The sequence below is a fragment of the Agrobacterium genomosp. 2 str. CFBP 5494 genome (genome assembly GCF_900013495.1).
Lineage (GTDB): Bacteria > Pseudomonadota > Alphaproteobacteria > Rhizobiales > Rhizobiaceae > Agrobacterium > Agrobacterium pusense.
On the sequence record NZ_LT009721.1, the window covers coordinates 1 to 12284 of the forward strand.

The 12284-nt window shown below is 55.4% G+C and carries 14 protein-coding genes and 1 pseudogene; 6 read left to right on the forward strand and 9 right to left on the reverse strand.

All coding sequences use genetic code 11. From position 1 onward, the window contains the following. Nucleotides 1-599: DUF882 domain-containing protein (locus AGR2A_RS26710; RefSeq protein ID WP_139786424.1), on the reverse strand; the 599-nt coding region annotated here is incomplete at its 3' end. Nucleotides 600-878: 279 nt separating this feature from the next. Between AGR2A_RS26710 and AGR2A_RS26715 the strand changes: the two genes are divergently transcribed. Then, nucleotides 879-2204, forward strand: coding sequence for an Nramp family divalent metal transporter (locus tag AGR2A_RS26715; RefSeq protein WP_035228715.1), 1326 nt, complete (start codon nt 879-881; stop codon nt 2202-2204). A gap of 232 nt (nt 2205-2436) precedes the next feature. On the opposite strand, the gene AGR2A_RS26720 is transcribed toward AGR2A_RS26715, so the two are convergent. Further along, nucleotides 2437-2853, reverse strand: a complete 417-nt coding sequence (locus tag AGR2A_RS26720) for a MerR family transcriptional regulator (protein ID WP_035228718.1) — start codon at nt 2851-2853, stop codon at nt 2437-2439. Nucleotides 2854-2976: 123 nt separating this feature from the next. Between AGR2A_RS26720 and AGR2A_RS26725 the strand changes: the two genes are divergently transcribed. After that, nucleotides 2977-3486: a hypothetical protein gene (locus tag AGR2A_RS26725; RefSeq protein ID WP_035228721.1), complete on the forward strand. Its 510-nt coding sequence runs from the start codon at nt 2977-2979 to the stop codon at nt 3484-3486. Between the two features lie 50 nt (nt 3487-3536). On the opposite strand, the gene lspA is transcribed toward AGR2A_RS26725, so the two are convergent. The 3 genes from lspA to AGR2A_RS26740 all read right to left on the reverse strand — a co-directional run bounded on the left by lspA (nt 3537) and on the right by AGR2A_RS26740 (nt 5243). After that, nucleotides 3537-4046 (reverse strand): signal peptidase II, encoded by a 510-nt coding sequence (lspA, locus tag AGR2A_RS26730; RefSeq protein WP_051796774.1) that lies wholly within the window; start codon nt 4044-4046, stop codon nt 3537-3539. A 269-nt stretch (nt 4047-4315) separates the two neighbouring features. Further along, nucleotides 4316-4921: a transglutaminase-like cysteine peptidase gene (locus tag AGR2A_RS26735; protein ID WP_037094250.1), complete on the reverse strand. Its 606-nt coding sequence runs from the start codon at nt 4919-4921 to the stop codon at nt 4316-4318. Between the two features lie 73 nt (nt 4922-4994). Further along, a complete protein-coding gene (locus AGR2A_RS26740) occupies nt 4995-5243 on the reverse strand; it encodes a hypothetical protein (RefSeq protein ID WP_037094252.1) in 249 nt (82 codons plus the stop codon). A 640-nt stretch (nt 5244-5883) separates the two neighbouring features. On the opposite strand from AGR2A_RS26740, the gene AGR2A_RS26745 reads away from it, so the two are divergent. From AGR2A_RS26745 to AGR2A_RS30265, 4 genes and pseudogenes are all read left to right on the forward strand, one after another. Then, on the forward strand, nt 5884-6417 hold the full coding sequence (locus tag AGR2A_RS26745; RefSeq protein ID WP_037094253.1) for a hypothetical protein: 534 nt from the start codon (nt 5884-5886) through the stop codon (nt 6415-6417). Nucleotides 6418-6631: 214 nt separating this feature from the next. After that, on the forward strand, nt 6632-7714 hold the full coding sequence (locus AGR2A_RS26750) for a L,D-transpeptidase family protein (protein ID WP_107341865.1): 1083 nt from the start codon (nt 6632-6634) through the stop codon (nt 7712-7714). Between the two features lie 3 nt (nt 7715-7717). Then, nucleotides 7718-7888, forward strand: a complete 171-nt coding sequence (locus AGR2A_RS29810; protein WP_157951666.1) for a hypothetical protein — start codon at nt 7718-7720, stop codon at nt 7886-7888. Nucleotides 7889-7914: 26 nt separating this feature from the next. Beyond that, nucleotides 7915-8478, forward strand: a pseudogene (locus tag AGR2A_RS30265) (NAD(P)-binding domain-containing protein); the annotation flags it as partial. A 377-nt stretch (nt 8479-8855) separates the two neighbouring features. On the opposite strand, the gene AGR2A_RS26760 reads toward AGR2A_RS30265, so the two are convergent. The 4 genes from AGR2A_RS26760 to AGR2A_RS26780 all read right to left on the reverse strand — a co-directional run bounded on the left by AGR2A_RS26760 (nt 8856) and on the right by AGR2A_RS26780 (nt 12284). Beyond that, nucleotides 8856-10045 (reverse strand): IS3 family transposase gene (locus AGR2A_RS26760; RefSeq protein WP_139786425.1). Its coding sequence is split into 2 segments (ribosomal slippage): nt 8856-9793 and nt 9793-10045, totalling 1191 coding nucleotides; the frame shifts between segments, so codons are not numbered across the junction. Between the two features lie 204 nt (nt 10046-10249). After that, a complete protein-coding gene (locus AGR2A_RS26770) occupies nt 10250-11173 on the reverse strand; it encodes a cation diffusion facilitator family transporter (RefSeq protein ID WP_080823604.1) in 924 nt (307 codons plus the stop codon). A 23-nt stretch (nt 11174-11196) separates the two neighbouring features. Further along, the gene (locus AGR2A_RS26775) at nt 11197-11859 is read right to left on the reverse strand and encodes a DsbA family protein (protein ID WP_080823606.1); all 663 of its coding nucleotides are present in this window, start codon (nt 11857-11859) and stop codon (nt 11197-11199) included. After that, nucleotides 11856-12284 carry a disulfide bond formation protein B gene (locus AGR2A_RS26780; RefSeq protein WP_072495073.1) on the reverse strand — a complete coding sequence of 143 codons (429 nt, stop codon included), beginning with the start codon at nt 12282-12284 and terminating at the stop codon, nt 11856-11858. Before AGR2A_RS26780 ends, AGR2A_RS26775 begins: the two co-directional genes overlap by 4 nt.

The following is a 12284-nucleotide window of genomic DNA, read 5'->3' on the forward strand; positions in this document are numbered from 1 at the left end:
CCATCGGAGGGGAGGTGCATGGTCTTTCCATCGGGAAAGATCCGAGCCAGTTCCTTGCGCGTCATGCGGGGCCATGCACGGACATTTCCAACATCAAGATGGACGAAAGGAGATCCCGATGCGGGATAGTATCCCACTCCGCCGACTTGCATCTGCATCGCAAGTGATCGCAACTTGGCCAGTTTGACGCCCGGAATGTAAAAATCCATTGCCTTGCCGAGGGTGTGTTGGCTGTTTTTCGCGACACCACTATCCCTCGATCGCCCTCTGAGCATCTTGTTTGTCGCCGGTGAGCGATAGGCAGAGACTATATGAATATAGTTGTTTGATCCGCTGCGCTGGTACACTTCCCATACGAGATCGAGTAGACGGGGATCGATGTTCGCGGGTTCGTTCTTGCGCCAATCGCGCAAAAAGCGGTTGATCTGAACTAGTCCACGGGCATCGAACTTCCCGTCCCGTTTGAATGTTATCGTCGCACGTTCCCCAGTGTGTGTGAAAAACAGCTTCAGCGATCTGTCCGTCGCGGCTGTCGCAGGTGAGGACGAACCCGCCGCCATTGCCACTGCGAGCAGCACGGCAATTGCAACCGTCGCCATGCCGCGGAGGCATTCGGATAGGAAGGCTGCGGTTGAATAGGGCCTAACGCAAGTTGGCAACTCGCTCACTGGGTACTCCACACTTGACGGCTCTCCGAGCTCGGGCCTGGCGAACATTGCGGCCACGCTCGGATCACCATCAGTAAAGCCGACTATGGTCAATAAAGCCCTAATGGTTCCCAATTGGTGGGATCTGATCGATCCGGCTTGCGTCCGCAGCCTCTTTGTGAGAATGATTTGCAATTGCAATAGTGGTGGGCTTTGAAAGCGCGGTGGACGATGGACAGACCGGTGAGGGGATGGCAACAAACGGTGGGAGAGGCGTCCCTTTCGGATGTGCACCGGTCGATCAAGGTCGCGGCAGGAGCGGGCACTTTCCGAAGGGCAATGGCTTTCTTCGGGCCCGGCTATCTCGTCGCGGTCGGGTACATGGACCCAGGCAATTGGGCGACATCTCTGGCCGGGGGATCACGCTTCGGCTACGCGCTGCTCACGGTGGCCCTGATTTCAAACATCATGGCGATCGTCCTTCAGTCGCTGTGCGCGCGCCTCGCCATCGCCTCGGGGCGAGACCTGGCGCAGGCCTGTCGTGATGCCTACCCCAAACCGGTTGCCATGGTGCTGTGGCTGCTGGCCGAAATAGCGATCATTGCGACTGACATCGCCGAGGTAATCGGCACTGCAATCGGCTTGAACCTCCTTTTCGGTATTCCGCTCGAGCTGGGAGTGGTCATCACTGCTCTGGATGTATTCTTGATCCTTTACCTGCAAAAGCTTGGCTTCCGTTGGGTCGAAGCGCTTGTCATAACTTTGCTCGGCGTTATCGCCGTCTGCTTTGCGGTTCAGATCGCTCTTGCCGATCCGGATTGGGGTCAGGTGATCCTCGGCTTTGCTCCAACGACAGAGATTATCACGAATCCCGACATGCTGTATCTGGCGCTTGGCATACTCGGTGCGACCGTTATGCCGCACAATCTCTACCTCCACTCCGGTATCGTGCAGACGAGGGACTTTGGCGATACGTTACCTGAAAAGCGCGAGGCTCTGAAATTCGCGACGATCGACTCCACAGTCGCATTGATGTTCGCTCTGCTCGTCAATGCTTCGATCCTCATTCTGGCGGCCGCTACGTTCCACGAAACCGGGCGGACTTCGGTCGCAGAACTGGGTGAGGCTCATAGTCTGCTAGCCCCGTTGCTCGGTTTGGCCTTCGCACCGACATTGTTCGGAATCGCCCTTTTGTGCTGCGGTATCAATTCAACGGTTACCGCGACGCTTGCGGGTCAGATCGTGATGGAAGGGTTCCTGAAGATCCAGCTTGCACCTTGGCTTCGCCGTCTGATTACCCGGGGGATCGCCATCATACCCGCAGCAGGGGTCACTATAGCTTTCGGAGACAGCGGCACTGCCCAGCTTCTGATCTTGACCCAGGTCGTGCTTAGCCTCCAACTATCCTTTGCGGTTTTCCCGCTGGTGATGTTCACAGCCGATGCTGATAAGATGGGAGAGATGAAGGCACCTCTTTGGCTCTCGGCTTTTGCCTGGATCATCGCCATCGTAATCGCTTTGCTGAACCTGAAGCTGTTGGTCGATTTCGTTTCCTGATGCGCTCGCACCGAGCTGCCCATTACTTCCGGAGGACTTTCAAGCACTCAGTGAGCTGGCGGGCAGCCTGATGTGACCCTCACGAACTAGGCGATTGCGACCCCTGATGCAGTCTCTTGGTCTGGACGATCTGTGCGACTTGGAGCTCGCCACCAACCGCCCCGATCATTCAGATCGGTACCAACTGGGATCGCCGTGTACTCAGAGGTATTTGGGCAGTGAAATGCTGTAGTCAGTCGTGCTCGGTGGTGCACATATCGTGGTTTGCCAAGGCCCTGATCACATAGCAATCGCGCACTTGATTCGAATGGCAGTGTGTTGAGATCCGTTCCAGCTCGGCTTCCAGCTTCTTCAATCTCTCGATCTTCTGTCGGATTGTCACAAGCTGTTCGGCAGCTATCTTGTCGGCCTCTGCACACGGCTTTTCCGGATGCTGGCTCAGCTCTATAAGCTCGCGAATAGCTTCGATCGTCAATCCAAGGTCGCGGGCATGTCGAATGAATGAGAGGCGTTCCTGCTCGGTCTTCGAGTAACGTCGCTGATTGCCCTCAGAACGTTCCGGCGGTGAGAGCAGCCCCATCTGTTCATAATATCTGATCGTTGGTACCTTGACACCCGTGGTCCTGGACAGATCTCCAATGGTGAGCATGCTACCTCCCTCTCCAAATGCGGCAGGTGCAGGCCGCGACAAATTAGCCCATCACGCGAACCTGAACCCTCGAACAACCGAGAGGTATGTAAGCAATGGCTCGGAACATGTGAGGATTTATAAATGGCAAATCAAGCAAAACGTTGGTGTGTGGCAGCCACTGCATTTCTTTTCGCCGGTCAGAGCGGCGCCTGGGCTAACGTGACAAATGAACCTCATCAAATCGACTACGACGCCTTGACTATCGAACATGCCGAACTGGTCTTAGCGCCGGACGGGGTCACGGATAAAGCATATGTCACTGTCTACAATGGTACGCCCGATGACATGGCGATTGTCTCTGTCAACGTCACAGGGTACTCGACTGCAACACTCGTGAGCCCGATGGCCAAATCCAAGGGCTTCGAACAAGTGCCGCTGTCGGACACCTACGTCGTGATCCCCCGAAAAGCGGAACTGGACATGGGACAGGATACGGTTTTCATTTCACTGATGCGAAATTCGGGTCCTCCGAAAGCCGCAACGATGACGCTAAAATTCGATGACGGTACCTTGCGTGCTGTCCCGCTTGATATTCTTGCTCCAGATGCCGCGGAAACTAATCATCACCATGGAGAACCAAATCGCGAATAAAGGCTACTACAAAACCGAGAGTTGACGCCTTTTCCTTGCGCCGCACCCCGTCAGGAGTTCGTGGACGCATGCTCGTTTTTCGTCTGAACTACCGACGCCGCCACAAGGACAATGGCACCGCAAACGATGAACACATCTGCAATATTGAAGGCAGGCCATGACCACCCGGAGGCGTGGAAATCCAAATAGTCGGTAACCCTCAAGTTCATCAAACGATCAACCACATTTCCGCTCGCACCCCCAGCCATTGCCGTTATGGCCATTCCCTCCAGGACACTGTTGGCGAATACTGCCCAAATGACGAGTCCGACTACGATGCCCCCTTGAAGTGTGGCGAACAAACGGGGCGCTGACACGATGGTGTCCGAAAATAACCCGAAGCTAACGCCCGTGTTATAGGTGAGTTTCAGGTTGAAAAAAGAGGTCAACTCGATTGTTCCAGTCGGGGTTGCCAGAAGCTCCGCCATGACGAATTTGACGGACAGATCGATACCGCAGATTGCGGTAACCCCGAGGACGATGACGGTAAGCCTGAACATGGCTTTTTTCGAGAACAGCATTTTCGGTTCCAGACTGAGCACACTCTTACATTCGCTACGATTTGGCAGATTGGCCGCGAGCGGGATTTCACGCTCACTTGGTTTGCCATGCGGCCTCTAGGAACTAGAGCTTCAAGTGCAAAATTTTGTGCCAGTTGCTGCATCAAGGAAAAGTGTAGTGGCGGCCGGGGCTCATCATCTGAGCTGGGGCGCCAATCATTGCGAGGTTTCACCTCGTCAGGCACCCGGCTGACTGCTGCAGGATCGGCCGGTCTAATTTGTCACCTCGATTAGCGAATGCCGCTGACCGCTGTTGTGTCTCGACCGTCCCTGATCTTCACCCATTTGCCAGGATTGCGGGAATCCTGACGCTTGAGATATGTATATTCTGTTTCCGACCAATTTCTGATTTCACCACGCAAGTTGTCGAGAATGAAATCGCCTATTTCCGACCGCACCGTCAAAACAGCATGCCCGGATCCGTCCGGTTGAAGTACAACTGTGATCAGCAGATTGGAGACCGCGATCCCGCGCCTCATCAAAAGCTTGCGCTTCAGCAGAGCAAAGTCCTCGCAGTCGGCTGCGGTGGTAGGATAATTCCAAAATTCCTCGACGCCATAGATCTCGATATCCTCGATAGCCGGAATTGTATTGACGACCTGGTTGACCTCAACGAGGCTATTCCAGATTTCCTCTGTGAGCTTCAGGCGTGCGCGATCTGCAGCGTTAGGCTGGCATTCTTCGGGATATCTTTTACAAAATTCGAAGTGGCCGATCGGTTGCGACGTCGCCCCGGCGACAGGCATGGAATCCCATGTTGCCGCTTCCGGTTTCCAAGCGGCGCCTGTCGAAATGAACGTTATGGCGAAAATTGCGAGCAGGAATCTGAAGGTCATAACTCGTCCCTATGTGTTGGGACGAGTTATGCGGATCGAACACGATCATCACGCAAAGAAATTCAGTGCAATTTTATCGGCCTGTGTCGAATTCAGGCACTTTTTTATGAGATCGCCAGCTTGTGAACGACAGATAGGCCTCTATGCCGATCCAGCCCCCAAGGCCGATGGATGAGACGATGCCCGCGATGGCCTCGAAGGAGTCATGTCCTATGCCCCAGCAAACGACGGCAAAAACAGCCTTGACGAACACAAATCCCACCAGCGAAAACGCAGCGATCATGCCAAGTTTTTTCGAGATATGTGCGACTGAACCGATCATATCTCGACTCTAGAGGCTATGGTCACATATGGGGAAATCAATTCTTATTGTCTGCGTCCTCCATTGTGCGGCGGTGCCTGTGCACCAGCTTCAGGCAATCTCAGACAGGTTAATTGTGACGTGTGATGATGTCGCGGCTTGGAAAATCGATTCGGATTTTGTGTATGGCACTGCTGTTGGCAGTCGCTATTGTGAGTCCGCATGGATCAGTCGCACGGGATCTCATCTCCGGGGCGACGATATCCAGAACCGTCCATCAAGGGACTGCGTCTGCTGGTACCCACGCGAAATGCCAGCATCTGGTCGAGCATTCTCACGAGCTTCTGGCTTGCCTGCAGGAAAGCGCTGCAATTTCGGAACGAATGCTCTCTGCCTACAGAGTTTCACCAAATCGGTTCCGTGTCTTTGCAGGCATTGATCCCCTTGATCCTCCTCCCCGAGCCTGATCTTACCGTTAATACCGCCCGGAGATCGTAACCAGGTGTCTGCTGCGTTGGACTATGTCCAACACGCGGCTTGAGAGCGGCTCTCATCGACTAAGGGATCGAGCACTGTCCAATCACGCCTGAATGCGATGGCAGCACAGCGATCGGTGGAGGATCCCGGCGTAGCTCCGGTTGATCCTCATGGAGATTAGTAAATGTGGAAGATTGCATGCTCCGGAGCGTGGTGTGTCTTGGTGTGCTTGGTTGCTGTCTACGCTGGTTTCCAGTGGGCCCCAGCGCCCAAACAGGTTGAGACGCAGTCTCCCGGGCTAACCGAACATGAGGTGGTCAAATCGGCGATGGTGACCGTCCCGATTATTCGGGAGAGAAAGGTCGACGGTTACGTCGTTGCAGAAGTGACGTTGACCGCAAATGACGAGGCACTGCGTGCTAGTCCCAGCCCGGAGGCAGAACTGACGGACGAATTGATCGCGACACTGTTGTCTGGACCGGTGCTCACAGACCCCGAATTCGCCGCCGATGCCTTAAGGTTAGATCTGGTGGCGCGGATGAACAAGCGGATTGGTCTGCAAGCCTACTATAAAACTCTGATCACCAAGCTCGATTACCTCACTGCAGCAGATCTGGAGCGGATGCGCACCTCCGGAGCAAACCCAATGAAGGTAACCCCCCTGGTTGATAAATCTCTGCTCGATGTTGTGCCTGGTCCCGTGCCCAAAGATGAGTAGATGGTTGGGTGGGAGGAGCGTTTAGCCTTTCCTGGGGCTGCCCCTTGTAGCTCTAGTTACTTGAGGTCCTATATTTGTACCGGTGGCTAAGGGTTTGTTCGATGCGGCGTCGTGCGGTCGTGCCCCCCTTCCTGTATTGCCGGCTGCCGTGGTGCGCTCGGCACCTTATTGGTGATGTCGGCACGGTTTCATTGAAAGCGCGAAGAGTGACGAAATGAATTGGTTTCAGAATTTGAATCAGCGAGCACTTCTGATCGCGCGGAATGCCTGCCTTGGAGCCCTTATAGCTATCCCCCTATCCGGATGTGTTTCAGACATGGGGCTAGACGACCTGTCCAGCATGGCCCCCGAACTGTCGAGCAAGATGCTGGCAGAGATGTCAAAGAAGGGGATGGCAGCAGAAAGCCCCGTCCTGATCAGGATCTTCAAGCAGGAAAGCGAGCTCGAGGTCTGGAAGATCGACCGAAGTGGGCGCTACGCGTTGCTCAAGACATATCCGATGTGCAGGTGGTCCGGGAAGCTAGGTCCCAAGGTCAAGGAAGGTGACCGCCAAGCGCCAGAGGGATTTTACCACGTTTCAAAAGGCATGCTGAATCCTAAATCGCAGTACTATGTATCTTTCAACCTGGGCTATCCAAACAGGCTTGAGACGGCACTCGGCTATACCGGCGAGGCGCTGATGGTCCACGGTGCTTGCTCCTCTTCCGGTTGCTTTGCGCTGACAGACCAGGGCGTTGGTGAGATATATGCAATCGTCGCCAAGGCACTTTCATCGGGACAGGAGCGGTTCCAGGTTCAGGCCTATCCTTTCCGGATGACGACGGAAAACATGGCGCTGCACAAAGACAATCAAAACCTGTCGTTCTGGCGGACTCTGAAGGAGGGATACGACTATTTCGAACTGACCCGTCAGCAACCAAAAGTCTCGGTGTGTGGTCGCCGCTACATGTTCAACAAAGAGTTCGTGGGCGGAGAGCCCCTTGACCCACTGGAGGCTTGCCCCGCAAGCGCCGCTTCTCCTGATCCTGCTCTGATAGCCCGCATGGCCGAAGAAACCCAAAGGCTTGAGGCTGCGCTTCAACAGGCCGGCGGCTCCACGGTGTCGTCCTATGTGGATGGCGGGATGCATCCAAGTTTCCGCGCACTCCTTAAGAAAGAGGGTCCGGCCCGACTTGCGGCTCGCATCTCGGGCACAAAATATCCGGTTAGCAGACCAGATGCGGCGCTGGCTGACCCCTTCGAGAAAAAGAAGGCCAGGTCCGGCGACGGGGTGACTACCCCAAGTGCGGGAGATTGAATTATGGCCCAGCCCGATGAGCGGATTAAGAAGATACGACGCAATAACTGGATTGTGTTGGCAGTGCTCACGATTTTTGTTGTGGCGGTGTTTTTCTTGAGCTTCTCGCATATTGGTCGAGAGGCAAGGCCTGAACCCAACGGAACCGTAACCTCCCCAGCCGTTGATGGGTAACGACGATCTTGCTTGAGGAGAATACAATGCGGACCAACATCCTGATTATAGGGGCGGGGCAAGCCGGGCTCGCTGCGGCATACGCCTTGAAGAGGCAGGGCCTGAGCTTCTTGATTGTTGATGCTGGCACAAAAATCGGCGACAGCTGGCGCAACAGATATGACAGCCTCACACTTTTTACACCTCGCTGCATCAGCGCGCTCTCGGGTATGCCCCTGGTTGGTGATGCAAATGGCTATGCTGGAAAGGATGAGTTTGCTGACTATCTGCGGCGGTATGCTTCCTTCCATAAAATTCCGGTCAGCAGTTCGAAGAAGGTCGTCCGACTTGAGAAGGCAGGCAGTCTCTTTGTGGCGTCAACGCAAGACGGCAATCGTCTCACAAGTCATATTGTCATCGTTGCCACGGGGGCATTTTCAACACCGCGAATTCCTGGATTGTCGAAATTGCTACCTGCTGACATTCAGCAGATGCACGTAACCGAGTTCCGCAATCCGGGCTCGGTGGCGGAAGGCCCTGTTCTTGTAGTCGGAGATGGCGCGAGTGGCAGGGACGTGGCAATCGCGATGGCTGGGTTTCAAAAGGTGCTGCTTGCACGCGGGCGAAAGCGCAGACTTTTACCGGAGAAGGTCCTCGGACGCAGTTTGTGGGTATGGCTGGGGCAGCTCGGCCTTCTCCAGGCATCCGCGCAGGGGATCATCGGACGAAGGATGAGGCGTGAGGATCCATTCCCTGTTCGCGGCAATGACGATGCTTCACTCAGGCGGTCGGGGGTAATCCTGAAGCCGAGACTGGCTGCGATCCATGATCGCAGGGTAAGTTTCGCCGACGGATCGAGCGAGAACATCAGATCCATAGTTTGGGCGACAGGCTATGCCGATGAGCTCCCTTGGATTGAAGTCGAAGGTGCGGTGGATGCTCGGGCTGCCCCAATTCACTCCAACGGGATTGACCTGCCACTGAAGTTTCATCCGGCTGCGATTAGAGCCTCGGCGGTTTTTGATAAGCCATATGGCGCGATGGGAGCAACCGGCGGAAACGCGAAGCTCACACATTGCGTATCGTTGGAGCCGGTTGCGGCGATGATCCCGGCATAGTCCGTCGGTGTTTGGTATCCGAGCGATGAGTGCGGCCGAACATTGTTATAGTCGTCAGCCCATTCCGCAATGGCGCTACGGGCATGATCGAGCCCAAAGAACAGGCTCTCGTTGAGCAGCTCGTCGCGCATGCGGCCGTTGAAACTCTCGACATAACCGTTTTGCATCGGTCTTCCCGGCGCGATGTAGTGCCACTCGACCTTGTGATCCTTGGACCAGGCAAGGATGGCATTCGAGGTCAGTTCGGTTCCGTTGTCTGAAACAATCATGCTGGGCTTGCCCCTTCGCTCGACAAGCGTCGTCAGTTCCCTCGCGACACGGCGACCTGATATCGATGTGTCCGGGATCGCCGCCAAGCATTCGCGCGTGACATCATCGACCACATTGAGGATGCGGAAGCGTCTGCCGCAGGCGAACTGATCGTGGACGAAATCCAGTGACCAGCGAGCATTCGCCTTTGCTTCGACGAGGATCGGGGCACGGGTGCCAACAGCACGACGCCTGGCTTTCCGCTTGCGCACGGAAAGACCTTCCTCGCGATACAGCCGATAGATGCGATTGACCCCAGAAGACTCTCCGTCTCGCCGAAGCAAAATGAACAGCCGTCGGTAGCCGAACCGTCGTCGCTCGTTGGCCAGATCGCGCAACTTCTCTCGCAACTCGACCTCAGGCGGTCGAGAGGATCGATAGCGGATCGTCTTTCGGTCTGCGGATATGATCTGGCAGGCCCGCCGTTCCGAAAGGCCCATGACGGCCTTCAGATGCGTGACAGCTTCACGCTTCGCGGCAGGGCCTACCATTTTTTTCCGAGAAGCTCCCGAAGAGCGGCAACATCCAGCATCTGCTCGGCGAGCAACTTCTTCAACTTGGCATTCTCGTCCTCAAGCGCCTTCAAACGTTTGGCCTCTGACACTTCCATGCCGCCATATTTGGCCTTCCAATGATAAAAGGTCGCCTCGGAAATCCCGTGCTTGCGGCAAAGATCAGCCGCCTTAACGCCAGCCTCTTGCTCCTTCAGCACCCCAATAATCTGCTCTTCCGTAAATCTCTGCTTCTTCATAAGTCCGTCCTCGATGGGCCGGACTCTAATCCAATCTGGAGGAAATTCTCAGTGGCAGGTCAGGATTTCGCCTGTTGACGGTCTCTACTATGTAGGACGTCCATGGCAGCGGAACCGTGCCTCTGGCCTGATCGCGGGTGTGGCTGACGATGCGGCCTTCATCGTTGAGCATATCCGTCAACGGTGCCTGCGAAGCCTCTAGTCTCAGGTTTCTACAACATTATGACCGATGACCTGCAGGCCGTCTTCGCAACCGTCCTCTGGCGTTTCGATCTCCAGAGTGCTGTGGTCGATACCGTGCCTGTCCCGCAGGATTTTTCGCACTGCGGCTTTCACTTCAGCAGCACTGCGCAGAGATAAATCCGTCACAACGAGATGCGCTTGCAATGCCTTGTGATCTTCATCGATCCGCCACACATGGACATGGTGCACCTCCTGGACGCCTTCGACGGAACGCATGTCTGAAACAAGTTCGTTCACATTTACGTCCTCAGGCGCCGCCATCATCAGGATCCGGATCGATCCTCCGATCTCAGCGAAGGCCTGCCAGAGTATGTAGCCTGCGATCATGAGGGTGACCGCTGGGTCAATCCATGTCCAGCCGTATATCAGCACAAGCGTGCCGGCGATGATAACACCCACCGATCCAAGGGCGTCCGACACATTGTGCAAGAAAGCGGCCCGGATATTCATGCTGGTTTTTGAAAGGGTGTAGGTGAGCATGGCTGTGGTCAAATCGATGACGAGCGCGATGCCTGCGACGATCACGACCGTCCACCCTTCGATCGGCGCAGGTGTGATGAACCGCATGACCGCTTCATACACGAGATAGAGACCAATGACGATCAAAGTCGTGTAGTTGATCAGCGATGCGACGATTTCGGCGCGAACATAGCCGAACGTCATCTTTTCGTCAGAAGGACGGCGCGCGATCCGACGTGCACCATACGCAATCACAAGTGATGCAGCGTCACTGAAGTTGTGGAGCGCATCCGCGATCAGGGAAAGACTGCCGGAGAAGATGCCGCCGACAATCTGCGCAAAAGTAAGGAGCACGTTGACGAGAATTGCTCCCCCTATACGCTTGTCTCCTGCATCTGCTTCATGATCGTGGTGATGTCCGCTCATGAATTCCGGTCCGGTCTCCGAAGTCAGGATCCTGCCTTGCTGGCATCGATTTCAGCTTTCAGCATAGTGAAAAGACCTTGCGGGCTGAACTCTGTGAGAGGCTTTTCGTTCACGAAAAATGTCGGGGTCTGTTTCACATTGTTGGCCTGAACATCGGCCATATCCTGGGCGAGAATATTGTCGATCGCTGGGGAGGCCGCATCCTTCTTTCCCTGCTCGACATCAAGTCCGGCCATCGCCGCGATCTGCCATGCCTTTTCTAGATCTGGTTTGCCATGATCGGCCCAGACAGGCTGCTGTTCCAGTATCGCTTCTAGGACCGGTTCAAACAGGTTTTGTTTGCGCGCGGCCTCCAATATGCGCACTGCATCATCGGAACCTTCGTGGAATACGGTGTATCGCAGGACAAGTCGCACGTCATTTCCGGTCTGCGTCATCATCTGCTTCACGAGCGGATAAAAGGCCCGGCATGCCTCACAAGACGGATCAAAAAATTCGACAATTGTCACAGGCGCCGAAACCGGCCCCATGACCGGCGAGTGCATTCTGACGAGGGTATTGTTCCCCGGCATTGTAGAGGGCGCTGGCTCCGCGTCTGGCGTAAGCCCATCATAGAGGGCCGCGCCTCCTGCGAAAACGGCAATCGCGGCCGAAGCCGAAGCGATAACGAAAGTGCGTCTGTTCATGCTGGTGTTCTCCGGCGCACGATTAGAAGTAGGACGATGATGACAGTAAATGCACCAAGCGACAGGAGCGGAATGGGCAGGGTTCCAAAGAGGAGCATACCCGCGCCCGAGCAGGATGGCCCCTGGCCGCAAGGCTTGATGGCCGTGGGGATGATGTTGAAATAAAGAAGGTTGTGAAATGCCGCGATCGACCATCCCGCCGCTGCCAGCGGAACGGCATAGATCCAGGCACGGGCATCAGAGCGGAAAGCGGCGACTGCGAGCAGCACTGCCAGTGGAAACATGAAGGCTCGTTGGTGCCAACAGAGATCGCATGGCGCTTGCCCCATGACCTCACCGATAAACAGTGCGCCCAACGTCGAACCCATGGCAATTATCCACGCGCTGAAGATCGCAAGCCATGCGCCGTCGTTAGTTTTCACCAC